Genomic DNA, 26,031 nt, shown 5'->3' with positions numbered 1-26,031 from the left:
TCAATGTATTATTTTAATAAGATGATCATGACCGATCCCGCTACCATGATAACGGAGCCAATCAATTTCTTCGTTATATTTTCCTCTTTGAATATACGGTATCCTAAGAAGATACTTACGATCGTAGAGAGTTGGAACAAGGCTAACGCATAACCTACCTCCATATGATCGAATACGTAATTGGTGGTGTATTGCATGGTGCCGATACAAAGGACCAAATAAAAGTAGGAGGAAATATCCCGTATTTTGATTCGCTTGAATTCTTTGACAAGATGGACCTTGAAAGCGAATAAAAGAGCGAAAGAGAAAATCGCGCCAAACCAACACCAAACAATGAACGAGATGGTGGTGGATGAATATAAGATGATTTTCTTGATAAAGACCGCCTCGATAGCTGTAAGGACCATAGCCCATATCCGGTATTGAATCTCTTTCCGTTTTAAAAGAGCCAAGGAAAAATGCTCATCCATCGTATCCAAAACATAATAGCTCCCATATACGATCAGTGACATTCCTGCGATACCCCATAGGTTCGGGATCTCCCCTAATAAGAAGATACCGACAATAATACCTACTACGGATTTGTAGGAATTGATGGGGCCCAGTACCGATAGATCCCCGCATTGTAAAGCTTTTACTAAGAATCCATTCCCGGTAGCTCCCACGATTCCGGCTAGAATACAATATTTCCAGAATTCGAAAGGCAACTCAAGCCAGCGAACTTGGATCGCCGGGATGATACAGAATACGCTCAATAGTAGGAATGTCAAGAAGTTGATTAATAAAGGGTGGTTATACCGATTGGTTAATTGCTTTTGGAAAACATTACCAAGCGGATTCGATAATACCCTTAATATGATCGCAACAGAGGTGAGTATCATTTAATAGGCTTTAAACGTCACCCATTCGCCATTGTATTGACATTCAAAAGTTCGGCCGCTTATCCATATGTCCTTCAAGACCGTCTGGCCGTCTTCATAGTCCATATAAAGTATATCGGTATAGTAATTGTCCCAGTCCCAGTAGAATGGAATTTCCTCTCGATCTATGCGTCCGCTTGGGTAATGATAAATTCTTGTATCCCATCCTTTCCCATCCGGATTAAATGTAAGTTGCTGCTCACAATCTAAACCGTCTACGACAAACCAATCAGTCCATACATAATTACATAAATCATAGGTGATTTCCTCATACGGATCATAATACGGATCCTCCTCGCAACTACTGAACCCGCATAAGACGGCGATCAATAAGAATATGTTTATTAAATATCTTTTAGCCATAACTCTATACCTTTAAATACTATTCGGAGGTAAAGATACAAATTTAAGGAAAGGATATTTCTTTTTTTTATATCTTTAGCGCAAAATTTTCAGATATATGCAAAAAACATTACGCATTAAGAACGATATTCATGAGCTTTCCATGATGAATCAGTTCTTGGAGGAAGCTGGAGAAGAATTGGGATTAAGCACCGCTTTCATGATGAGCCTGAATCTGGTGATGGAAGAAGCTGTCTCAAATATAATTTTTTATGCGTATAAGGGAGATGTTGAGGATGCCGTAGACATTTCGTTGGTCAGGGAAGGTGGGGAATTGATCGTGACTTTGATAGATCATGGGATTGCTTTCGATCCGACTTTAAGAAAAGACCCTGATATTACTTTATCTGCCGAAGACCGTCCAATCGGAGGGTTGGGTATTTTCTTGATCAAGAAGATTATGGATGAGGTCTCTTATCAGAGAGTAGATGAGCGGAATGTCTTTATCATGAAGAAAAAAATAACCGAATAAAATATAAAGATATGGAAGTAGTTATTGACCAAAAAGGTGAAGAGACTGTAATTAAGATCAAAGGAAGATTGGATACGAATACGGCTCGCGAATGCGAGGAAAAGGTTTTGCCGGTATGGGAGAATCCGGGAGTAAAAGTATGTGTCGATTGTTCTGATTTGGAATATGTGAGTAGTGCGGGCCTCCGATTGTTTTTAATATTACAAAAAATGACGACTGCCAAGAAAGGGTCTTTACGTTTGATCGGTATGCGGAATGTGGTTCGTGAGACCTTTAGTTTGACGGGATTTAACGCTCTCTTCAAGATAGAAGACGCAAAATAAGTGTGAAGGTTAGGAAAAAGGTAGCCGGTGTGTCAAATTTGGCACACCGGCTTTGTATTAATCTTTTAGATCTTTGTCGATGGGGCTATCCCATTTGCCACCGTTTAATATATCAAGGGTGAAGGTATCGTCTGATTCCTTCGGGGTGTAGAGAATCCCAGTATAACGAATAATGTGATTTTTGAGAGGCAGGATGTCATTAACCTCTCTTTCCCGGGTTACTTCATTTATCTGATTTTTGGCCGAGAGGTGTGCTTTGAGCATGAATTCCGGAGCCGGGATAAACGTGAAGAAGGAATGGGAGAAATTTGTTTTCCCGATATCCGAGTCGTTAAAAGTGTCGGTTTGTGTATAAGGCGTGTTTTGAGAAATGCCATTCCCGGTGGTTAAGTCAATCTTGTTTTGATAATTGGAGACATTTATCGTGAAGCTTTTTAGGGCTTTAGGTACGGCATCGGCGGATATGAACTCTATTTTGCCGACGATTCTTTGTAAGGTGATATCTTTAATGATTCTTTCTCCCGCTTGTACTTCTTGGGTGAGAAAAAGATGAAACGTATCTGATACTTTACTGAATAGTGCGGTTTGTCCGGACACGGAGATATTCTTGTCTGAGTGGGCTAGGAAACAAATATGATAGTTGCCGGAGGGCAGTGAATCATAAATGATCGTGAAATCCGGATCTTGAGGCGTGAATTGCTTATGTTTTACCAGAATGTCCGGTTTTCCGCTTTGGTATACGATATAATCGATCCGGTTGTATAAATTATCCGGATCGATATCCGGTGTAGAAGGATCTTCCTCGGCATCGGGATTTTGGGGAATAGGCTCAGGGATATTCAGCTCGGGAATACTCTTGGTTACGGGGAAGGGTAATACTTCCTTTTGTAAATCGATCGTAAACTGTATGGGGGATAATTCCTCTTGTAGGTCGGGGTTAGGTACTTCCTTTTCCGTTCCATTACAACAACAAAAACAAAGCAGACAGGCGATAGCCACTAATTCATTTTTCTTCATAGTTGATATTTTTGGTAAATGTTTGACGCAAAGGAACGATATATTTTGTGAATTAAAAAATATTAAGCTGTTAAATTGGCGTATGCAGGGTTATTTTTCATAGCTTTGTGAATCAACAATGTAATTACCTTAGTTTAATAAAACGGAATAATACCATGAAACGAAAAATTAGAATGGGAATGGTCGGTGGAGGACAAGGCTCGTTTATCGGGGCCGTTCATCGTATCGCCGCTAATTTAGACGGACAGATCGAGTTGGTCTGTGGATGCTTCAGTTCTCGCCCGGAGAATTCATTGGCTACCGGACAATCTTTATTTTTACCGGATAATCGTATTTACGCATCTTATCAGGAAATGATAGAGAAAGAGGCCACCCTGCCTGAAGGCGAACGGATGGATTTTGTGTCTATTGTTACCCCGAATCATGTGCATTTCGGTCCGGCCATGATGGCGTTGGAACATGGTTTTCATGTCGTGCTGGATAAACCGATGACATATACCTTGGATGAGGCGAAACAATTACGTGACAAAGTGAAGGAAACCGGAAAATTGTTTATGCTGACTCATACCTATACCGCTTACCCGATGGTGAAGGAGGCTCGGGAAAGGGTACGCAGGGGGGATTTAGGTAAGATACGCCGTATTTATGTGGAATATCCTCAAGGCTGGCTATATAATGACTGCACTGATGTTAATAAGCAGGCGGCTTGGCGGGTGGATCCCGGTCGGTCGGGCAAGGCCGGTTGCATGGGGGATATCGGGACGCATGCGTTTAATCTGGCGGAATATATAACAGGGCTGAAGGCCGTGGAATTATGCGGTGAATTGAATACCTTCGTGCCGGATCGTCTTTTGGATGACGATGGGGCGGCATTGATCCGTTATGAGGGAGGTGCGAAAGGGGTGCTGACCGCTAGCCAGATCGCCGTAGGTGTAGAGAATGGCTTGAATATTCGTGTGTATGGAGAGAAAGGTGGGTTGGAATGGCGTCAAGAAGAACCGAATACGATGGTTATGCGTTGGCCGGATCGTCCAGCGGAGATCGTCCGTACTTCCAATGGATATATGTCGGGTATCGCCGCTCATAATTCCCGTACACCGGGCGGGCATCCGGAAGGCTATATAGAGGCATTCGCTAATTTGTATCGGAATTTCGCCTTGGCTTTGCAATCGATTCTGGCTGGTGAGGAACCGGCTCTTGAGACCTTGGATTTCCCTTCCGCCGAAGACGGTGTCCGTGGCATGCGGTTTATCGAGACGATTGTAGCTACCGGATCGACAGAGAATAAATGGATAAAAATAATCGACTAAAAATAATACTATTATGGCACGTCCTGTAACATTGTATACCCTCCAGTGGGGAGATTTATCACTGGAAACAGTTTGTCAAAAAGCGAAAGAATTCGGATACGACGGTGTGGAATTGGGACTTCCCGATCATGTGGATGTCCGACGTACGGATACGGCTTATTATCAAGGAATCAAGGATCTGTTAAAGAAATATGACTTACGGCTTTATGCGATCTCTACCCATCTGGTTGGACAAGCTGTTTGCGATAATATCGATGAGCGTCATAAGGCAATCTTGCCGGATTACATTTGGGGAGATGGCGATCCGGAAGGGGTTCACCAACGGGCTACCGAGGAGATGATCCGGACCGCCCATGCGGCAAAGATGTTGGGAGTCGATACGGTTGTAGGTTTTACGGGTAGTTCTATTTGGCATTATTTGTATTCTTTCCCTCCGGTAACGGACGCTATGATACAAAAGGGGTATGATGATTTCGCCCGTCGCTTTACGCCCATCTTGGATGAGTTTCAGAAACTGGGTGTACGTTTTGCGTTGGAGGTACATCCTACAGAGATCGCGTTCGATACTTTTTCCGCACGCAGGGCATTGGAGGCGGTAAATAACCATCCTGCTTTCGGTTTTAACTATGATCCGAGTCATCTAGGATATCAAGGGGTGGACTATGTGGATTTCATCTATCAGTTTCCGGAGCGTATCTTCCATGTGCATATGAAGGACGTATATTGGAGTGATACCCCTAAGCAGGTGGGTATATTCGGCGGTCATGTTACTTTCGGCGATCCCCGTCGATATTGGAATTTCCGTAGCTTAGGACGAGGAAAGATTAATTTTGAGGAGATTATCCGTGCTTTGAATTCAATTGGCTATCAAGGTCCGCTTTCCGTGGAATGGGAAGATAGCGCTATGGATCGGGAACATGGGGCACGGGAATCTTGCGAATTGGTGAAGAGAGTGGATTTCCAACCTTCCGCCCATGCGTTCGACGCTTGTTTCGGAAAGGAATAAATAATTATTAATTACAAAAAACACGAGATTTGATGAGTGTGAGAAAGTGGATGTTTGCCGGGGCCTTGTTATTGGCCGCCGGCTTGAGTTCTTTGGGATTTGCCCAAAAACCGGGGTTGAAGTTTAATCCGGATAAGAAGTTTAAGATTGTACAGTTTACGGACTTGCATGTGAAATGGCAAGACCCTCGTTCGGACATCGCTTTTGAGCGTATGAACCAAGTGTTGGATGACGAGAAACCGGACTTGGTGATTTTTACGGGAGATATTATCTATAGCAAGCCTGCGTTGGAAAATATGCGGAATGTATTGAAGACAGTCTCCGACCGTAAAATACCATTCTCCATTGTTTTCGGAAATCATGATAATGAGCAGGGGGCGACAAAAGAGGAGTTGCTGAAAGTAGCCGAAAGCCTACCGTATAGTTTAACGGCGGATGAGGTTCCCGAAATCTCAGGCGTGGGTAATTACGCCTTGACCGTACGTTCCTCCGACGGGAAGAAGGATGCTTTCGTCTTGTATTGCATCGATTCGAATACCTATTCAACTATCAAGGGGGTAAAAGGATACGATTATATTAAGCGTGACCAGATCGATTGGTATTGTAAGAAAAGCGCAGAGTTTACCCGGAATAACGGGGGAGAGCCGGTTCCTTCTTTGGCTTTCTTCCATATTGCGTTGCCGGAGTTTAATCAAGCGGCTTCCGATGAGAATGCCCAACTATATGGCATACGTAGAGAAAAGGCATGCGCTCCGGCGTTGAATTCCGGTTTATTTACGGCGATTAAAGAAAACGGGGACGTGATGGGGGTATTTGTCGGCCATGATCATGATGACGATTATGCGGTTTGCTGGTATGATGTTCTATTGGCTTACGGTCGTTTTACCGGAGGTCCGACGGAATACATACATTTGCCTAACGGAGCTCGTATAATCGAATTGAACGAGGGAGCCCGTACCTTCAAGACTTGGATTCGTACGAAAGCCGGTGTAGAGCAACTTACTACCTATCCGGATTCGTTCGTGAAAGAGTGAGGATCTATATCATTCTGAAAATGATATAAAAACTGTATTCCTTATTGTTAAAGCTCTAAATTATATCTAACTTTGCGGTTGGTTGAAAAGTAAAAACTAGAGTATGAAGAAAATTAGAGCCGCCATCGTAGGTTATGGCAACATCGGGAAATATGTGTTAGAGGCCCTTGAAGCTGCCCCGGATTTTGAGGTAGCAGGTATTATTCGTCGTAATCCGAATGATATTCCGGACGAGTTGAAGGCATACACGGTTACTGATAGCATCACCAAGTTAGATAAGGTTGACGTAGCGGTTTTGGCTACTCCTACACGCAGCGTGGAAGAGCATGCGAAAGAGATTCTGGCTTTAGGCATCAATACGGTCGATAGTTTCGATATCCACGGAGGTATCGTGGATTTACGTCGTTCTTTGGACGCTGTAGCGAAGGCTCATAATACGGTAGCTGTAATTTCTGCTGGTTGGGATCCGGGAAGCGACTCTGTGGTACGTGCTTTGTTAGAAGCGATGGTGCCGAAAGGTATTACTTATACGAACTTCGGTCCGGGTATGAGTATGGGGCATACGGTTGCCGTGAAGGCTATCGAAGGCGTGAAAGCGGCTTTAAGTATGACGATTCCTTTGGGAACGGGCGTGCACCGTCGTATGGTTTATATCGAGGTGGAAGACGGATACGATTTCAAGCAAGTGTCTGCCGCTATCAAGGCGGATGATTATTTCGCTCATGATGAGACTCATGTAATGCAGGTTGAATGTGTTGATAACCTGTTGGATATGGGACATGGTGTGAACTTGGTTCGTAAAGGTGTATCGGGTAAGACTCAGAACCAGTTGATCGAATTCGATATGAAGATCAATAACCCTGCCTTGACTGCTCAGATCTTAGTTTCTGTCGCCCGTGCGAGCTTGAAGCAACAACCGGGTGCGTATACGATGATCGAATTGCCGATAATCGATATGCTGTACGGCGAGAGAGAGAACTTAATTAGAAGACTCGTTTAATATAAGTTGATGGTTGACAGCTGGCAATTGACAGTTCGGGAAATCCTGACTTGCGATTGTCGACTGTCAATTGTCAATTGCCAACTGAAATAATTATGCTTGATTTTATTACATGGACTGCCGATCCTGCTATCTTTACCATCGGTTCCCGGGAGATTCGTTGGTATGGATTGGCTTTTGCGATCGGTTTCGCTATTGGCTATATGATTGTAGAGCGGATGTGGAAAAAAGAGGGACTGCCGCCCGCATGGATCGATTCCCTTTTGATTTATACGATGCTCGGTACGGTGATTGGTGCCCGTTTGGGGCATTGTTTGTTTTATGCGCCGGAATATTATTTAGCCAACCCGATTGAGATTTTCAAGATTTGGGAGGGAGGATTGGCTAGCCATGGTGGTACGTTAGGTATAATTATCGCCATTTATTTCTACTCTAAGCGAGTAAGCCATAAAAGTATGTTATGGGCTTTTGATAAGTTAGTGGTTCCGACAGGATTGGTTGCTGCTATGATTCGTCTGGGAAACCTGATGAATCATGAGATTTACGGTCATTCCACTGATTTGCCTTGGGGATTTCGTTTTATCGATAATTTACACGCATGGAGAATGGGGGCGGAGCCTATTTTTACAGCTCCGAGCCATCCGACGCAATTGTATGAGGCCGCTTGTTATCTGGTGACGTTCGCTATCTGTATGTGGCTATATTTCAAGAAAGAGGCATGGAAAAAGCAAGGACTTATCTTCGGCGTATTTATGATATGCGTATTCGGGTCTCGTTTCTTCATCGAATTCGTGAAAAATGACCAAGAGCCTTTCGAGGCTGGAATGATGTTGAATATGGGGCAATGGCTAAGTATCCCGTTTGTTTTGGCAGGGTGCTGGTTTGTCTGGAGAGCACTAAGAAATGGAAAATTAAAGATTGAAAATTGAAGATTAGAGAGCACACGCTTCGTGATTATCAATTTTCAATTATCAATTATCAATTAAAAAAGATGTACAAGTTAAAAGAAATTGCGGATAAAGTTTATTATGTAGGAGTTAATGACCGTCAAAAGGCCCTCTTCGAGAATATGTGGCCGTTGCCATACGGCGTTTCCTATAACTCGTACTTGATCGTAGACGAGAAAACCGTATTGATAGATACGGTCGATGTTTGTTACTCTGATATTTTCTTGAAAAAAGTAGCGGATGCCTTGGACGGACGTTCTTTGGATTATCTCGTGGTAAATCATATGGAGCCGGATCATGCGGGAAGTATCCGTTTGTTGCGTCAGCAATATCCGGACGTACAGATTGTCGGAAACAATAAGACTTTCGGAATGCTGGAAGGATATCATGGCATCAAGGAAGGCTTGTTTGAGGTGAAAGAGGGTGATACTTTGAATACGGGTCGTCATGAGCTTGTATTTTATATGGCTCCGATGGTTCATTGGCCGGAAGTGATGGTTACTTATGACGTTACGGATAAAATCGTATTCTCTGCGGATGCGTTCGGTACGTATGGCACATTGGATGGTGGTGTGATCGATACGGAGATGAACGTGGAGCATTATTGGGAAGAGATGATTCGCTATTACTCCAACATTGTCGGAAAATATGGAAGTCCAGTACAAAGGGCATTACAGAAGCTTTCGGGCTTGGATATCCAGACGATTTGCTCTACCCATGGACCTGTTTGGCGTGAATACGCGTCGAAAGCGATCGATATCTATGACCGTATGAGCCGCTACGAAGGTGAGGAAGGCGTGGTTATTATTTATGGCAGCATGTATGGTAACACGGAGCAGATGGCAGAGGCGATCGCCGCTTCTTTGGCTGATAATGGCATCAAGAATATTGTGATGCATAATGTTAGCAAAAGCCCTTCTTCTTATATCTTGAAAGATGTGTTCAAATATAAGGGAGTTATCGTAGGTAGCCCGACTTATAGCAATCAATTGTTCCCAGAGGTGGAAGCTGTGTTGAGTAAGATCGAGTTGCGTGAGGTGAAAAATCGTATTTTCGGTTATTTCGGGTCTTTCACATGGGCTGGAGCCGCCGTGAAACGTTTGGCGGCTTTTGGCGAGAAGATGAAGTGGGAGACTGTCGGTACGCCGGTTGAGCAGAAGCAAGGTTTAAGCGCTACTAAATACGAGGAGTGTTTAGCTTTGGGCAAGGAAATGGCTGGGAAATTGAAAACAATTAACGACAAATCTAATTTATAAACAAGAAAGTTGATACAACTTTCAATTAAAAAACATAACGTTATGAGACTAATTATCGAACCTAATTACGAGCAACTCTCAAAATGGGCTGCCAATTATGTAGCAGCGAAGATCAAAGCCGCGAATCCAACCGCTGAAAAACCATTCGTACTGGGCTTGCCTACCGGATCTTCTCCGCTGGGTATGTACAAGAACTTGATTGAATTGAACAAGCAGGGAGTTGTATCGTTCCAGAATGTGATCACTTTCAATATGGATGAATATGTCGGTCTTCCGAAAGATCATCCGGAAAGCTATCATTCTTTCATGTGGAATAATTTCTTCAGTCATATCGATATCAAACCGGAGAACGTAAATATCTTGAATGGTAACGCCGAGGATTTGGAGGCTGAGTGTGCGTCTTATGAGGCTCGCATGAAAGCGGTCGGTGGCGTAGACCTGTTCTTGGGTGGTATCGGTCCTGATGGCCATATTGCGTTCAATGAGCCGGGTTCATCTTTGAGTTCTCGTACTCGTATCAAGACGTTAACTACGGATACGATTATCGCTAACTCCCGTTTCTTTGATAATGACGTGAATAAAGTTCCAAAGACTTCTGTAACGGTTGGTGTAGGTACGGTTCTTGACGCTAAGGAGGTATTGATCATGGTAAATGGTCATAACAAGGCTCGTGCGTTGCAACAAGCTGTTGAGGGTGCCGTGAACCAAATGTGGACAATTACCGCCTTGCAGTTGCATCCGAAAGGAATCATCGTTTGCGATGAGGCGGCTTGCGCGGATCTTAAGGTAGGTACTTATAACTATTTCAAGGATATCGAGAAGGATCATCTTTGTCCTTGCTCACTGCTGAAATAAACGAATCTCAGATAGGGCTTTCTTTGAATGCCCATCGTAAGGAGTTAAGAATGCCCATTGTAAGGAGTTTACGATGGGCATTCTTATAACCTTACGATGGGCATCGTTGTTTTAGGGCAATTGGGGGTTGGAGGCTGACTTCTCCATCAAGGTCGACCGGCAAAAGTATGTTAAGTTACTTTGCCGATGAACTTAACATACTTTGCCAATGAAGTTAACTTACTTTTGGGCGTTTTTTACGTGCTGCTCTAACCATTGGTCGCACTCATATAATAAATGCAAGATGTTTTCCTTGGCGGCATAGCCATGACTTTCATAAGGCAATACGATGTAGCGTGCGGTCGCTCCGTGACCTTTCAGGGCGCTGAACAAACGTTCGGATTGGATCGGGAATGTCCCAGAGTTATTATCCATCTCGCCGTGTATGATTAACAAGGCTCCATGCAGTTTATCCGCATACATGAATGGAGACATCGTGTTGTATATTTCCGGCACTTCCCAATACGTACGGGTCTCTGTTTGGAAGCCGAACGGGGTAAGCGTACGGTTGTAAGCCCCGCTACGTGCGATGCCGGCTTTGAACAGTTTGGTATGTGTTAATAGATTCGCTGTCATGAAAGCTCCATAGGAATGTCCTCCTACGGCTACACGATTCGGATCACCTACACCCATCTCGGAAATGACTTTTACGGCCGCCTCGGCGTTCATTGTCAATTGCTCAATGAAATCATCGTTTGGCTCCGCTCCCTCGCTCGTGCTTACGATCGGCATCTCGACATTCTCCATTACGCAGTATCCTCTCAATACCCAATAGACTGGTGATCCGTAATTGATGTTCGTGAACATGTATTGGGAACCACGTACCTGGGATGCCTCGGCCTTGCTCTTGTATTCTCTTGGGTAAGCCCACATCAAGACGGGTAGCGGGCCTTCTTTTGACTTATCATATCCGGCAGGGAGATATACCGTTGCGGTTAAGTCCAATCCATCGGCACGTTTATATTTAATCTTTTGTTTACTAACGTTTGCCATGGCCGGATATGGATTGGCGAAATGAGTCAATTGAGCGAATTTTTTCTTTCTCAAGTCACGAGAGCAGAGATTCGCCGGTTCTGTAATGGATTGCCGTGAAGTGATCAATTGCAGCTTTTCCGGATTCGCTACCTTTAGGATGGTCTCATAATATCCGTCCTCGCAGCGCCAAAGTTCTGTGTTCTTTTTTGTTTTCAAATTGTAACGGCTAAGGTAAGGCATATCCCCTTTAGGAGAGGCACCTTGGGCAAGCATCAATAACTCATTGTGGGCTTTATTGATATAAACGATATATTTACCATACGCATTTTTAACCGTAAGTGGATTTCCCGGATTGTTGTAATTATCGTCGGTGGATACATCGAATAATAGAACCGGAGACTCAGAAGAGCAAGGCTTAAAAGTAAATGTCCTGTTTTTTCGAGTCTCCCGGGAAGTCTCGATCAATAAAGCGAAAGCATCGTCATTCCACAGGATGTTGCGGAAACGTTTCTCTGTCTTTGCGACTTCCTGTTTCTCGCTGTTGAACGGATAGCTTATTTGGTAGATAATATCCATGAAATCAGTCTTGTTTTGCTTAGGATCTCCTTTATCTTGCGCTTCCGCCCAGTAAACGGTAGCCGGTTGATCCGATCTCCATCCGAATTGGCGGGGATAAGGCGAGGTCGTGTCATATCCCATCGGTATATTAATGGTTGGATTATCCGCTAACGTATAAATGGAATTACCTTGTAAGTCGATAACCTCGAACTTTTGTGGAAAGTTATATACCGGTACTTGATAGGAATACGGACGATGGACTGTCGCGATAAGTAGCAAAGATTTATCCGGGGATAATGAAAGTGTACTGCCGTAGATTGCCGGTTTTCCGATCTCGTACACAGCACCTTCTTTTATGCGTACCAATTGAGCGGTGAAATAATAGTCGAATAGTTGCTCGTCGTACGGATTTTTGAGTAAGTCTTGATAGGTACGGGCGGGCATCACCTTTCCAGTACTTTCTTGAATGATGGGCCCGGATGGGACTGTGGGTTTCTCTGGTGCCTTCTCCCTGTTTTCCGGAACCATAAGCGTAATAAATTCATTGTCGCTAATCCATAAGATCTCCGCTCCACTTGTTGCGTTGATTTTACGGGTACTTACTTTCTGTGCTACGGGCTGTTCCGGGGTACAGATATAAAGGTATACGCCATCCGCTTCTTCCACGAATAGAGCTACCTTATTGGATGAAGGAGAGAATGAGGCTTCTGTGATTACCGCATTGTCAGGAATTCCTTCTATCTTGATTTCTTCTTGAGTAGCGATGTTCATTAAACTGGCACCCGTATATTCGGCTTGCCGGCTCGTATTGAATGTTTCGGGACTGATACGCATTCCCGCTAATTTAAGCTCCGGTTGCGCAAGCTTGGCGATAGACCGGTACGGGGAACGCTCTAACTGGAGTGCCCACTGATTGTTATCACTAATTCGGATGATAGGAGAAAGCTTGGCCAAGGCCACTTCTTCGATAACTGCAGGAGGACGTTGATAATGTGTTTCTTGCGCTATTCCAGGGCATATAAGCGCTAAAGAGAGCAGAGCTGAAAATAAATGATTTGTTTTCATAAATAGTGATATAAGAAATCCCCAAAGATAACCTGTTAAAGTATACTTTGGGGATTGTGATTAATGTAAGTTAACGTAAAAAGAGTGTTAATAGTTCTTTTCGATCAAGTCGTTGAAATCTGTTTCCTTTTTTGGAATCTCGAAGATCCAGCCATTAGCATTCGGATCCTTGTGCAAGAAGCCACAGAAAGTAGCGTCAAAATTAGAACCGGTTCTATCCAATGGCAAACCTAGACGTTTCAAGTCGAACCAACGGAAACCTTCGCCCCAAAGTTCGATACGGCGATGTGTCATGATCTCATCCGCTAGTTTTGCGCCTGTGTTACCCAAATCCTTGTACTCTGGATCACGTTCTTTCAACAAGGCTTGCAAATATTCCTTTGCTTTTGCGTCTTGATTGGAACGAGCGAAAGCCTCGGCTGCTGTCAAGTACATTTCGCTGATACGCATGAAGGCAAAATCACCTACAGCATCAGCTGTAGAGCGTGCCGTGAACTTGCGGTTCTGATAAACACGCTGGTTGTAAGAAGTTGCGGGCACTTCTGCCTTTCCTGTCGGATCCCACCATTGACGGCGAAGATCGGTTGGCGACATTAAGTCGTAAGTACTTTGGCTGATACATTTGATACCTGTGCGGATAGAGCTGGAGTTGAAGTTCCAAGACATATACGCATAGAAAGAGTAGAAATAAACCGTTTGGTCATTCTGCGTCATAGCGGCATACATAGCCTCTTTCGTAGCGGAAGTGATATTAGCGAAACCATTCATCAATTCAGACTGAGACATGATCTTACAGCCATCTTTCTCTGCTTCATTGATAGAATTCACTGCGGCCGTAGCTGCGTCTGCGTATTTCTGTTGAGTCAGAAGAGCACGTGCTTTCAATCCGTAAACCGATGCTAGGCTATAATGATTCTTATCATTTGGCTCATAGTCTGCCAATAAGTTCAACGCTTCGTCTAAGTCCCCGTGAATCTTCGTGTACACCTCTTCTACCGTATTACGTGCCATAGGCTCGATTTCCGGACTCGTACGATAAGGAACTCCCGGTTGAGAGTTGTCCTGTCCGTTACGATATGGTTTCGCATAATATTGTACTAGATTGAAATGACTCCATGCACGAATTGCCAAACACTCGCCCTTGATATGGTTCGCAAGCGCTTTTTCGCTATCTGTGAGTTTTGACTCATCGCTAAAGTTATCATTCAACGCTTTCAAGATGTTGTTTGCATTCAAAATGAACTTATAATAAGTTTCCCACTCACCGGAGTTGTACGAACTTGTTGCGTTCGTTGGATAACTCCAGTTTAAGAAACCTTGATGCCAAGTCTGCGTGTCCCATGTCAAATCATCAGCCAACGCTTCTCGACCGATGATGAAACCGGGTTCACCTCCCAAACCTTGGTTGCCTAAGTCTTGAGATACCATCTTACGATGAATACCGTTCAGTGCAAGATAAAGATTGTCGAGCGAAGTGGATACTGTCGTGAATGAAACGTTCTCGGTTGGGATTGTATCCATATAATCGCTGGAACAGCTTGTGCCGATCAGAGAGCCACTTAGAAGCAGTCCTGCTGCGATGTGTTTGAATAATTGTATATTTTTCATATCTTTTCCTTTGTTTGATGTATTATGAATTTAGAACGATACATTTAAACCGATCGTAAAGTTCTTAGCCGGCATATATTCATTGTAAGATACTCCGGCATAGTTAGCTTGCGGATTCAGACCTTGACGGGCTTTCAACATGAATAAGTTCTCTGCGCTGACATTGACGCGTGCACTCTTGATGTTGATAACGTTTAGGATAGACTTAGGCAAGTTGTAAGCCAAAGTGACAGTACGCAAGTTCAAGTAATTTGCGTTTGTCAACCAACGTGTAGAATAGGATTGTCCGATGCTAGTCGCATGACCTGAGTTATTGTCCAAACGAGGTACATCTGTGATCTGGCCCGGAGTTGTCCATGCGTTATGTAGATCCGGTGACATCGCATAACCGAACTCACCTACATCCATCAATCCTCTATAACTCGAGTCAAGCACCTTACCTCCTAATGAATAAGAGAATACGGTAGAAAGGTCGAATGCCTTATAGCTCAAATTGATATTGAAACCACCATATACTTTCGGAACGGCAGAACCACTGAAATCATATTTCGCATAGCTATAAGAGTTTGTCAATACTTGACCATCTTTCTCTACAAGTGTCTTTTTTACCGCATCTTTAATATTACCATTCGCATCGGTGTTGTTTTCGGCATCAAAGATATACAATCCATCTCCGTTATCAGGATTAACACCCCACCATTGACGTAACCAGAACTCATAGATTGAATGTCCCTCCATCAATTTCTTAGAGTCTTTGATGATACCATCTTTCCGGTTGGCATCAGGCAGACGAGTCACCTTATTATTGATGAATGTAGCGTTTGCGCCGACTGATAATTTCCAATCTTTTGATTTTAATACTTGGTAGTTTAAGTCGATTTCCACCCCTTGGTTACGAACTTTACCAATGTTTTGTACGATCTTTTCGACACCACTGGATAACGGTTGGCTAACATTGAATAACAAGTCTCTGGAGGCCTTACGGAAGAACTCGACCGTACCATTTAAGCGACCGAACAATCCGAATTCTAAAGCGACATCGGTAGAAACCTGTGTCTCCCATTTCAAATTATTGTTTGCCATAGTCGGGAAGTAGAGACCTGCTTCCGAACCGTTGTTGATACCCAAATTATACAAGGTTTGATAAGGATAGTAATCCTGTTGTGTGTCATCATCTGTATAATAGATGGCATCGTTTCCGGTTTCACCGTAGGATGCCCTCAGTTTCAAATTGTCCACCCAAGTCAAGTTTTCCATGAAATCTTCTTGGCTGATACGCCAAGATGCTCCGAATGACCAGAAGTTACCCCAACGGTTATCCTTGCTAAAGCGAGAGGAACCGTCACGACGATACGAGGCTGTTACATAATATTTATCATCGAAATCATAGTTCAAACGAGCGAAGTATCCTTCTTTCTTATATTCGCGTGTGTAAGACTCCATTGAGCTTACGTTTACGAAGTTACCATACTCGTATGTTCCGGAAACGATCTCGTTGGTCTTCATTCCATAGTTATGTTGGAAGCGGTAGCTATAGTTCTCATGACCTAACAAAGCTTCGATGTTATGTTTACCAAAAGTCTTTGTGTAATTGATCAATTGGTTGAAAGTCTGGGTCAAGTAGTTTCTATTTCGGATGTTCAAACGTCCCGGTCCTGCGGTTCCGTCACCTACCTCTGGGTTCTCATATACTCTACGGCGTTCATCCTTATTGTCAAATGCGTAGTTCACTGTTAAGTTCAATCCTTCGATCGGAGTGATCGTTACATAAGTACGGGCACTAGAGTTTGTGGTAGACATCAAGCGATCGTTCCACAGGGCCTCAGCGATACCGTCGCGTCCATTGCTGGAGATACGGGCTCCTTCATAATCATAGGTATATAAAGCCGGATCAGTAACTACGTTTCCTTCTTTATCCAAATAAGCCCCTGTCTCAATATCATGCTTATGTACCGGATAGATCGGTGCCATAGAACGAATGAAACGAGATAAGTTACCATAACCAGCGGAGTTGCTAGAAGTAGAAGTAGAATAATTGGAATTTGTGCGACTTAAACCTAAATTCAATCCACTCTTGAACCATTTCACCGGATAGATATTATAGTTCAAGCGTGCGTTGTAACGCTCAAAGTCTGTCTTAATCATATATCCCTTATCATTCAGATAGCCTATGGAAGCATATGTGTCGCTCTTTTCTGTTTTTGTATTGTAGCTTACATTATATTCTTGGCGATGTCCGGTACGGTAAGCGGCATCTTCCCAATCAAGGTCCTCACCCCATTTTAAAGCCGAGGCTGATGGATTCAATAAACCGTCTGTGCCCACGATTGCGTCATTGGCGATTCCTACGAAAGGATTATATTTTAATTTGTTGATAATATCTTTAGAAGCATTAGCGGCAGCGTCGGCAGCACTTTGTCCGAGTGACATATTTGCGTTTCTCAACATTTGCCATTGCAAAGGATAATAATCGTATACACCTACTTTTGCGTAATCGTTATAAGCTCTGCTAGACCAACCTTGTGAGATACTCAAGGTAACACCTGCGCCACTGCTGGTAGAACCTTTCTTGGTCGTGATCAAAACCACACCGTTACCTGCGCTAGATCCATACAAAGATGTAGAAGCGGCATCTTTTAAAATTGTCATTGATTCGATATCAGATGGGCTGATAGAAGAGATATCACCACTGAAGATGGCGCCATCCACTACATATAAAGGAGCATTATCCGCGTTTACAGAACCAAAACCACGGATCGTTACCTTAGCAGCTTCTCCCGGTTGTCCGATAGAGGAAGTCATTTGTACTCCGGAAGTGTTTCCTTCTAATGCGGAGAGGGCGTTACTCAATGGACGTTTGTCCATCAAAGCGGCACCCACCGTGGATGCGGAACCTGTAAAAGAACTTTTCTTTGCGGTACCATAAGCTACGACAACAACTTCATCTATAGCTTGAGAATCTGAAGAAAGAACAATTCTCATGTTTTGCTGAGCTGTAGTTTCTTGAGTCCGTAAACCTACATAAGAAATAATTAGCTTAGCATCTTTCTGAGTTTCTAACTCAAATTTACCATCTAAATCGGTAATGGTTCCAATAGTGGTTCCTTTTACTACGATGGATGCACCTATAACAGGCTCCCCATCATCTTCATTAATCACTACACCGGTCACCTTCATTTGCTGGGCGACCATACACTGCACTCCCAGAAAGAATGAGAGTAGTACAAGCGTTAATTTGTGCTTCATAGAATGAATTTGTTTGTTAATTAGACACACATTATTTTTTCGAGAGACCATAGTCTGCACAGAACTACAGTTAAAATACTTATCAAAAAATGTACATACCAAGACTCTAGAAATTCACAGCCGCAAATATACTAATTTTTATTATAAAAAAGCAAACTGTTATAAAACATTCTAAAACTAATATAATATTGATTGATATTACCAAATTCAATTTAGTTCTACTGGGGGAGTTCTTGCATTATGATAGCTGGCAGGGGAGTTTTTGGTCTTGGTTATCTGTCTGTTAATTATGCTTTTAAACATAGTTCTGTGCAGACTAAATGCATTAATGAATGCTGAAAGGGAAGATGTCCATAAAGACCATCTTCCCTTAAACTTTGTGTGTATAATGAAAAAAATGAAGTGTTAATTAACGTTTATAAACGGATCGGATTGCCATTATAGAAATCTAGAATCTTCGTACGGAAGATAAAATCATATTTGGCCTGTGCCTGTTCCGCTAGACTTTGTGCGTATTTTGTTTTAGCCTCATTAAATTCAAAGACAGTGCTTTTACCTGCGTTGTAACGCTCTTGGGCATAATTGAACGCTTCCTTGCTCGCCGTGACGGATTTGTCGGAAGCCGTATATTTCTCTTGGGAAGCCGTTGCGTTGTAGTACGCTTGCTGGATTTCCTTGTATAATGTTTTCTTTGTATTTTCCATCAGCAATTCCCGGTTGATAATGTTGATCCTTGCGGTACGAACGCTATTGCGTACTTGGAAGCGGTTGAAAAGTGGAATGCTCAATGAGAATCCGACGATCTTTTGCCCATTCTGCTTAAACTGCTCGCTAAAGGAACGAGTATCGGCAAATTCACCTCCGGAAGTAGAATGATAATATCCATTGCTGTAACTAGCCCCGAAATTTAACTTGGGGTAATAGCCCGCTTGCGCGACACGCAACATTTTCTTTTGGCTCTCTAGCAAATACTGTTGTTCCTTGATCTGAGGCTTGAACGTAACCGCATGGTCGTAAATGTTTTCCGGAGGTAGGATACTGCTCATATTATCAGCCACCGCATCTTCAATTACAGGAGTCTGTATATCGAAATTCCGGTCGCTTCGCTCTAGTTCCAGACTTTGCGCCAGATCCAATAAAGCGAGGTTCACATTGTTTTGCGACTCGGTAAGCGTGACCTCATCTTTCGCTAATTGGGCCTTGATATCATACAGTTGGGAAAGAGGCACCTTTCCGGCGTTCACCATGGCCTCTGTTTTATTCACCTGCTCCTTGTCTAGTTCCACTTGTAGTTGCGCTATTTTCAGTAACTCTTTATTATAAAGTACTTGCAGGTAGTAGGAAGCTATATTGATGGATAGGTCTTCTCTCGCCTTATTCAAGTTCTCGATAGACGCTTTTAGATCAAGTTTGCGGGCGGCGATATCGTTCGGTATTTTTAACCCGTCAAATAAAGGCATGTCCAGATTGATCCCCAATGTGGAATTGGCGGCGTTCTGGTCCACGATCACCCCGGATTTAGACGTGGAGCGTCCGAACTGGAAGCTCTGTCCAAGACTGCCGTTTAGGGCCGGGAGCCAACTGTATTTGCTGGTATGTAAGTCTACCTTTCGGCTTTCCTGTTCCTGCTCCTTTTGCTTTAAGTCGATATTATGCTCGATGGCATATTGGATGCACTCCTCCAGACTCCATTGCTTCACCGCATCCTGAGCGAAAACATAGTTTCCGGACAGGAGGGAAGCGATTGCCAGTATATATAAGTTTCTTCTCATCATACAATCTTTCTTTTATTTCTTATTCGGGTCAATAGCTGCGCCCCGGACTTTATCGGTCGCGGCCAGTCCTTCTTGAATCTCGATCTTGATACCGTCGGACAGACCTACCTTTACAGGATGCTTCTCGAAGACTTGCTCCGGTTGCTCTTGTTTAACTAACTGAACGAATGCGGAATCCCCTTGGAACTCAACCGTACTTTCCGGGATCGTAAGCACGTCTTCCGCACGTTTTAGCACGATCTCGGCGTTGGCGCTATATCCCGCACGGATGAAAGCATCTTCGGGGATCGTTACGGCCGCCTTGATCTCAAATTGAATGGCTCCATTCTTGTCTACTCCCTTGGGCGATACATATTCCAGCAAAGCGTCGAATGAACGGCTTTCCATGGCGCCGACGGTCAATTTGATCGGCATTCCCTCGTGGATGCGTCCGATCTCGGTCTCGTCTACGTTTCCTTTGAAGATCATGTCGTTCATATTGGCTACGGTAGCGATCGTCGTGCCATCATTGAAATTATTCGCTTGGATAACCGAGTTACCTACTTTAACGGGAATGTCCAAGATCATACCGGTAATGGTACTACGGATTTGGGTCGTACTGGCCACGCTGGAGTTCTTGGCTATACCGTCGCGGATGATCTCCAAGGCACTTTGCGCATTATCCTTTTCCTCCACGGCTTTTAGGTAGTTCGCTTTGGAAAGATCGAAATCTTCTTGGGCGATAACACCTTGCTTAAATAATTGCGTATCCCGCTTATAAGTCTCTTCCACTTGCTTCAAAGAGATATTGGCGAGGTTCACGCGCGATTCGGCGCTGTTGAGCTGTACCATCTCGGGGATTACCTTGATAATGGCGATAATCTCTCCCGCTTGGACCATCTGCCCCGCTTCTTTCTTCAGCTCGGAGATGATACCGGATATCTGCGGCTTGATCTCCACCTCGAAACGAGGCTCTACGTTTCCGGTAGCGACCGTCTTGGTTTCCACATCCCCTTTTTCAGGGGTTACGATCTCATAAACGGTGATGACCGGTTGCGCTTTCTTCCATAAGAAATAGAATGTACCGATTACCGCTGCTCCCACAAGTACTAATAAGATGATACGCAGGATCTTTTTTACAATGCGATTCTTCATGATTATATAGTTTTATTAATTGACAATTGTTGTTTATTCTTCTCGTATGGCATCTATCGCCTTGATCTGCATAGCTCGCCATGCGGGGATCAGCCCGGCCAGCAGACCGCTGAATAATAAGATCACCGTGGCCGCTACCGCGATCTGGATGCTTACCTCCGGATGCTCCATCATGGTTCCGTTGGAAGCCGGCTGGGCACTCATGATCTTATCTACAAGATCGAGCAGGAATACCCCGGCGCTTAACCCCAACAAACCCGCTAAGGCCGTAAGTAGCAGACTCTCGCTCATGATCTGCGAGATGATGTTCCAAGGCTTCGCTCCCAAGGCCCTGCGTACGCCGATTTCCCGGGTACGCTCCTTAACCGTTACCATCATGATATTACTTACACCGATAATACCCGCCAATAACGTACCCATACCCACGAGCCAGATCAAGATATCGATACCGATAAATAGCATATTGAAAGTCTCGAACTGAGCCGCCAAGTTGATCACCGTCACGGCCTGCGGGTCGGTAGGAGAGATCTGGTTCTGGCTCTTTACAATATCCTTGATCTGCGTGATCACCGGATCGATCTTATAGCCGGGTTTGGCGCTCACGCACAAGAAGTGAATGATATCCCCTTGGTTCAGCGTCTGTTGCATGGTACTGAAAGGGAGGAATACGCTTTCCTCGGCCCGTCCGCCGATATTGACGCTAGAGGCTCGTTGCTTCGTGACGCCTACCACTTGGTAGTAAATCCCGTTTACCCGGATATATTTCCCGCAGGGATCATTTCCCTTGAACAATACCTCGTTCACCTTAGCGCCGATCAAGCAAACCTTACGTTTCTCGATCTCGTCGATCTCGTTTAGTAACCGTCCGTAATAAAGCTGCTGGGTCTCGATCTTGAAATAATCGGGCTGCACGCCTTTTACGTTATAAGTACCGCTTAATTGGCCGAAAACGATATTCTTGTCCGAGCGATTTCCCCAGATGATGGGGGAGACGGCCTCGATGTCCTTCACCTGTTTCCGGATGCTCTCCACGTCCCGGTTTCGCATGTCCCATTGACGCCCCTTGTTAAAGCCTTTGTACGACTCGCTGGTCCGGTCGGAGAAAAAGAAGGCGGAGTTCGTGGCGAATCCGTTGATATTCGAGAACATAGCGTTCTTCATCCCGTTTCCGGCTCCCAATAGAATCACCAACATCAAGATTCCCCAGAATACGCCGAAGCAGGTCAACAAGCTGCGTGTCTTGTTTCGGGTGATCGTCACCCATATCTCTACCCATCTGTCTATGTCAAACATGGTTCTTTTCTTTTTTATGATTATTCCGTTCTCATGGCTTCGATAGCCGTGACTTTCACCGCCTTGCGTGCCGGGAAATAACCCGCCAATACACCGGCCGCGATGATCAATACCGTAGCGGAGCTAGCTATCGCCAGATTGACGGTCGGGTTACGGAAGACCGTCGTGTCTTCTCCGATATTCCCACCGGATTGGGCTCCGGCTTGGGCCATTTCCATCGCGTGATTGATTAGCTCCGTAAGCCCGATCCCCATGATCATCCCGACATAGCCGAAAACGGCTGTTACGAGGATGGACTCGGCGATTACTAATGCCAAGATCGAGCCGGGTTTAGCTCCCAATGCCTTGCGTATGCCGAACTCCCGGGTCCGTTCCCGTACGGTGATCAGCATGATGTTGCTAACTCCCACGATTCCTGCCATCAACGTTCCGATACCGATAATCCAGATAAACAAGGTAATCCCGTTCATTATATTATTCCACATCAAGAACTCATTCGCCATGTTCCACATACCGATAGCGTTCTTGTCTGTCGGGTCGAATTGGTGGCGGCGTGCCATCCATTCCCGGAAACTTTCCTCGAAAGCCTCATTCTCCTCTTCGGTAGTCACCCCTTTCAAGGTAAACGTTAGCGATCCGAAGCCGTATCCTTTATTATATAGCAATTGGGCTACGGAGAATGGGATGTAAGCGGGAGCGTTATTGCTTTTGTCATCATCGTTGTACACGCCGACTACTTGATACATCATATTCCCGCATTTCACGTATTTACCCAGCGGCTTCTCGTCACGAAACAAGACCTCCGCCATACGGGGACTGATCACGATTACTTTTCTTCGGTCCCTCATGTCCTGCTCATTGATGAAGCGGCCGTTATGCGTCTCTACATTCACGTAATTGATCGGGGCATGATCCGGATATACGCCATTGGTTTGTCCCGTCACATATTCCTCGTTGTAAGTGATCGTGTCATTGTGGGAGATAGTAGCCGAGCAAAGATCCACCTCCTTGAAGTCTCTCTTCAAGGCGCCTAGGTCCTCTTCCTTGAAACTGATGCTGCGGTTGGATTGCATACCTTTCCAAGGCTTGGTGGTATAGCGTGTCCATACCTCGACCCGGTTGGTAGACATATTCCTGAAGTTGTACATGATGCCATTGCGCAACCCGTTTCCCGCCCCCAGTAACACGATCAACATGAAAATACCCCATGAGACCGAGAAGCCGGTCAAGAAGGTACGGAGCTTATTCTTTTTGATGGTGCTCCATATTTCCCTGAAATTATCAAAGTCAAACATGATTCTCTTCTTTTTCGATACGTTCAATCAACCCGTCCTTTACCCGGATAATCCGGTCTGTAGCCTCCGCTACGGAGGGTTCGTGGGTAACGATCACCATGGTCATCCCTTCTAGGTTTACCTTGCGTAGTAGTTCCATTACCTCCACGGTCGTTTTGCTATCCAACGCTCCGGTCGGCTCGTCGGCCAATATGACTTGGGGTTTCGCTATCAAGGCCCGGGCGATCGCTACCCGTTGCTTCTGTCCACCGGACATCTCATTCGGCATATGCTCCGCCCAATCTTTCAATCCCACCATGTCCAAGTATTCCAGCGCCATGGCATTCCTCTTTTTCCGGCTGACCCCTTGATAATAGAGTGGGAGGGCAACGTTCTCCATGGCGTTCTTGAATGAGATTAAGTTAAAAGATTGAAAAATGAAGCCGATCATTCGGTTCCGGAGCTCGGCGGCACGACTTTCGCTGAGATTCTGAATCAACTGCCCGTTTAATTGATAGGTGCCCGTGTCGTACGTATCTAATATCCCTAAGATATTCAATAAGGTTGACTTACCGGAACCGGAGGCTCCCATGATGGATACCATCTCTCCCTTCTCTATATCTAGGTCGATACCTTTCAAAACGTGCAGTGGGGCTCCATTAAAGTACGTTTTGTTTATTCCTCTCAGTTGAATCATCATATTATGTAGTTACTTTAATATATTAGACGTACAGTTTGCTAAATAAGTTACACTGTTGGTGAACACTTTTATCATTTGGTCACAAATATATGCTTTACTAAGATACCTTGTATCGCAAGGTACTTATAATTATGTAATATTAACAAAAGGTTTTGATCGAAAAGGTTTAGCTCTACCATCTATATCTATTAACTTGTACGTGCGGTAACTTTACGTGCCGGTACTATATGTATACATCTTCTACCATCCGTTGGACGATCATGCACCAATTGGTAGACGATCATCCAACAGTTGGTGTATGATCGTCCAACAACTGATAGATAATGAATCTCTCTGCTTCTTCCACTTAATAGATAAAGAAAAAAGCCCTAGGCTATCTTTATCTAAACCCTTACCTTTGCGGCGAAATTCAAATAGCAGAAAGATTTATGGTAACAATTGGTACGCCCAAATCGGCTACGGCAACTAAAGTCGTGCTTTGTGGCTCGGGCGAATTGGGGAAAGAGTTTGTAATAGAGTTGCAGCGTTATGGCGTGGAGGTAATCGCCTTGGATAAGTATCCGGACGCTCCGGCCATGCAAGTGGCGCATCGTTCCTATGTGGTCTCCATGCTGGATGGCGATGCCTTGCGGGAGATCATCGAGAAAGAGAAACCGGATTATATCGTGCCGGAGGTGGAGGCGATCGCTACCCGTACCTTGATGGAACTGGAGGAAGAGGGATACCATGTGATTCCTACCGCCCGTGCCACTTGGCTGACGATGAACCGTGAGGGAATCCGCCGCTTGGCGGCCGAGGAACTGGGCTTGCCTACCTCGCCGTATCGTTTCGCCGAGACCGAGGAGGAATTTAAGGAAGCGGTGAAGGTAATCGGTATGCCTTGCGTGGTGAAGCCGATCATGAGCTCGAGCGGACACGGACAGAGCGTGGTTCGTGAGGAAAAGGATATCGATCGTGCTTGGCAGTACGCCCAAGAAGGCGGACGTGCTGGAGCGGGTAAGGTGATCGTGGAAGGTTTCGTGGATTTCGACTATGAGATTACCCAGCTGACGGTTCGGCATATCGGAGGAACGTCTTTCTTGGAACCCGTGGGACATGTTCAAGTGGATGGTGATTACCGGGAGTCTTGGCAACCGCAAGCCATGAGCCTTGCCGCTAAAGCGAAAGCCCGTGAGATCGCCGGTAAGATCACCGAGGCTTTAGGCGGACGTGGTATTTTTGGCGTGGAATTATTCATTAAAGGAGACGATGTCATATTCAGCGAGGTTTCCCCCCGTCCGCACGATACCGGAATGGTGACGATGATTACGCAAGATTTGTCTCAATTCGCTTTGCACGCCCGTGCGGTGCTTGGCTTGCCGATCCCTAATATCGCGTTTCATGGAGCGGGAGCTTCCCGTGCCGTCGTAGTGGAAGGGGACAGTGACCGGTTGTCTTTGGGGAATCTGGATAAGGTCTTGGAACAACCCGATACGCAGATGCGTTTCTTTGGAAAACCGGAAGTTCATGGACATCGCCGTATGGCCGTCTTGCTGGCTCGTGGTTTGGATGTGACGGAGGCAAGGGAGAAGACCGGAGTGATGATGGAGCGGTTAAATGTTAAATTGTGATGCTTCCTAGGATAAATGAACGTTTTGGTGTGTGTTGTGAATAAAATGTGAATATTTACAGACCTATTTTTCTATCAAAATAGTTTATTTTTGTCTCAAGTTTTTAAAGAGACATTTGATAATCTATAAACGCAGATTACATATGTTTGTTTCACTAAAGAGTGAAATCTGATTGCCGAAAGTTTGTACTTATTTTATGAATACGACAAATG

General features: G+C 44.6%; 21 protein-coding genes. 10 read left to right on the top strand and 11 right to left on the bottom strand.

Translation table 11 applies throughout. The features are described 5' to 3' along the window. Positions 1-8: 8 nt before the first annotated feature. On the bottom strand, positions 9-881 hold the full coding sequence (locus ACESPU_RS20295) for a DMT family transporter (protein WP_048927163.1): 873 nt from the start codon (positions 879-881) through the stop codon (positions 9-11). After that, on the bottom strand, positions 882-1,283 hold the full coding sequence (locus ACESPU_RS20290) for a hypothetical protein (protein ID WP_008772763.1): 402 nt from the start codon (positions 1,281-1,283) through the stop codon (positions 882-884). A gap of 97 nt (positions 1,284-1,380) precedes the next feature. On the opposite strand from ACESPU_RS20290, the gene ACESPU_RS20285 reads away from it, so the two are divergent. Further along, positions 1,381-1,794 carry an ATP-binding protein gene (locus ACESPU_RS20285; protein ID WP_005859341.1) on the top strand — a complete coding sequence of 138 codons (414 nt, stop codon included), beginning with the start codon at positions 1,381-1,383 and terminating at the stop codon, positions 1,792-1,794. Between the two features lie 11 nt (positions 1,795-1,805). Beyond that, the gene (locus ACESPU_RS20280) at positions 1,806-2,117 is read left to right on the top strand and encodes an STAS domain-containing protein (protein ID WP_005859339.1); all 312 of its coding nucleotides are present in this window, start codon (positions 1,806-1,808) and stop codon (positions 2,115-2,117) included. A 57-nt stretch (positions 2,118-2,174) separates the two neighbouring features. Here the strand turns inward: ACESPU_RS20280 and ACESPU_RS20275 are convergent, their stop codons facing one another. Continuing rightward, the gene (locus tag ACESPU_RS20275; RefSeq protein WP_008772762.1) at positions 2,175-3,134 is read right to left on the bottom strand and encodes a hypothetical protein; all 960 of its coding nucleotides are present in this window, start codon (positions 3,132-3,134) and stop codon (positions 2,175-2,177) included. Positions 3,135-3,289: 155 nt separating this feature from the next. On the opposite strand from ACESPU_RS20275, the gene ACESPU_RS20270 reads away from it, so the two are divergent. From ACESPU_RS20270 to nagB, 7 genes are all read left to right on the top strand, one after another. Next, the gene (locus tag ACESPU_RS20270; RefSeq protein WP_373133627.1) at positions 3,290-4,444 is read left to right on the top strand and encodes a Gfo/Idh/MocA family protein; all 1,155 of its coding nucleotides are present in this window, start codon (positions 3,290-3,292) and stop codon (positions 4,442-4,444) included. A gap of 13 nt (positions 4,445-4,457) precedes the next feature. After that, entirely contained in the window at positions 4,458-5,450 is a 993-nt protein-coding gene (locus ACESPU_RS20265; RefSeq protein ID WP_005859333.1) for a sugar phosphate isomerase/epimerase, read from the top strand. Between the two features lie 32 nt (positions 5,451-5,482). Next, positions 5,483-6,484, top strand: coding sequence for a metallophosphoesterase family protein (locus tag ACESPU_RS20260; RefSeq protein WP_121961515.1), 1,002 nt, complete (start codon positions 5,483-5,485; stop codon positions 6,482-6,484). A 103-nt stretch (positions 6,485-6,587) separates the two neighbouring features. Continuing rightward, a complete protein-coding gene (locus ACESPU_RS20255) occupies positions 6,588-7,484 on the top strand; it encodes a diaminopimelate dehydrogenase (RefSeq protein ID WP_005867618.1) in 897 nt (298 codons plus the stop codon). A gap of 95 nt (positions 7,485-7,579) precedes the next feature. Then, a complete protein-coding gene (lgt, locus tag ACESPU_RS20250; protein WP_005859327.1) occupies positions 7,580-8,413 on the top strand; it encodes a prolipoprotein diacylglyceryl transferase in 834 nt (277 codons plus the stop codon). A gap of 62 nt (positions 8,414-8,475) precedes the next feature. Next, positions 8,476-9,687: an FprA family A-type flavoprotein gene (locus ACESPU_RS20245; protein ID WP_005867620.1), complete on the top strand. Its 1,212-nt coding sequence runs from the start codon at positions 8,476-8,478 to the stop codon at positions 9,685-9,687. 42 nt (positions 9,688-9,729) lie between these two features. After that, complete coding sequence (gene nagB / locus ACESPU_RS20240) at positions 9,730-10,542, top strand: glucosamine-6-phosphate deaminase (RefSeq protein ID WP_005859323.1); 813 nt, start codon at positions 9,730-9,732, stop codon at positions 10,540-10,542. Positions 10,543-10,761: 219 nt separating this feature from the next. Here nagB and ACESPU_RS20235 read toward each other — a convergent pair whose 3' ends face one another. The 8 genes from ACESPU_RS20235 to ACESPU_RS20200 all read right to left on the bottom strand — a co-directional run bounded on the left by ACESPU_RS20235 (position 10,762) and on the right by ACESPU_RS20200 (position 24,206). Then, positions 10,762-13,179 carry a S9 family peptidase gene (locus tag ACESPU_RS20235; RefSeq protein ID WP_057326187.1) on the bottom strand — a complete coding sequence of 806 codons (2,418 nt, stop codon included), beginning with the start codon at positions 13,177-13,179 and terminating at the stop codon, positions 10,762-10,764. Between the two features lie 87 nt (positions 13,180-13,266). Then, positions 13,267-14,787 carry a RagB/SusD family nutrient uptake outer membrane protein gene (locus tag ACESPU_RS20230; RefSeq protein ID WP_373133625.1) on the bottom strand — a complete coding sequence of 507 codons (1,521 nt, stop codon included), beginning with the start codon at positions 14,785-14,787 and terminating at the stop codon, positions 13,267-13,269. A gap of 30 nt (positions 14,788-14,817) precedes the next feature. Then, positions 14,818-18,033 (bottom strand): TonB-dependent receptor, encoded by a 3,216-nt coding sequence (locus ACESPU_RS20225; protein WP_158532959.1) that lies wholly within the window; start codon positions 18,031-18,033, stop codon positions 14,818-14,820. Between the two features lie 416 nt (positions 18,034-18,449). Further along, positions 18,450-19,808 carry a TolC family protein gene (locus ACESPU_RS20220; RefSeq protein WP_022192576.1) on the bottom strand — a complete coding sequence of 453 codons (1,359 nt, stop codon included), beginning with the start codon at positions 19,806-19,808 and terminating at the stop codon, positions 18,450-18,452. 12 nt (positions 19,809-19,820) lie between these two features. Next, on the bottom strand, positions 19,821-20,942 hold the full coding sequence (locus tag ACESPU_RS20215; protein ID WP_005867627.1) for an efflux RND transporter periplasmic adaptor subunit: 1,122 nt from the start codon (positions 20,940-20,942) through the stop codon (positions 19,821-19,823). Between the two features lie 33 nt (positions 20,943-20,975). After that, complete coding sequence (locus ACESPU_RS20210) at positions 20,976-22,235, bottom strand: ABC transporter permease (RefSeq protein ID WP_005867630.1); 1,260 nt, start codon at positions 22,233-22,235, stop codon at positions 20,976-20,978. A gap of 20 nt (positions 22,236-22,255) precedes the next feature. Continuing rightward, entirely contained in the window at positions 22,256-23,530 is a 1,275-nt protein-coding gene (locus ACESPU_RS20205) for an ABC transporter permease (RefSeq protein ID WP_005867632.1), read from the bottom strand. Further along, the gene (locus ACESPU_RS20200; protein ID WP_005867634.1) at positions 23,523-24,206 is read right to left on the bottom strand and encodes an ABC transporter ATP-binding protein; all 684 of its coding nucleotides are present in this window, start codon (positions 24,204-24,206) and stop codon (positions 23,523-23,525) included. Before ACESPU_RS20200 ends, ACESPU_RS20205 begins: the two co-directional genes overlap by 8 nt. A gap of 431 nt (positions 24,207-24,637) precedes the next feature. Here ACESPU_RS20200 and purT point away from each other — a divergent pair, with 431 nt between their 5' ends. Beyond that, the gene (gene purT / locus ACESPU_RS20195; RefSeq protein ID WP_195602735.1) at positions 24,638-25,819 is read left to right on the top strand and encodes a formate-dependent phosphoribosylglycinamide formyltransferase; all 1,182 of its coding nucleotides are present in this window, start codon (positions 24,638-24,640) and stop codon (positions 25,817-25,819) included. The last annotated feature ends 212 nt before the right edge of the window (positions 25,820-26,031 follow it).

Origin of the sequence: Parabacteroides sp. 20_3, assembly GCF_964238835.1 — a bacterium.
Taxonomy (GTDB): domain Bacteria; phylum Bacteroidota; class Bacteroidia; order Bacteroidales; family Tannerellaceae; genus Parabacteroides; species Parabacteroides distasonis.
This window is presented reverse-complemented; position numbering and strand designations above follow the sequence as displayed.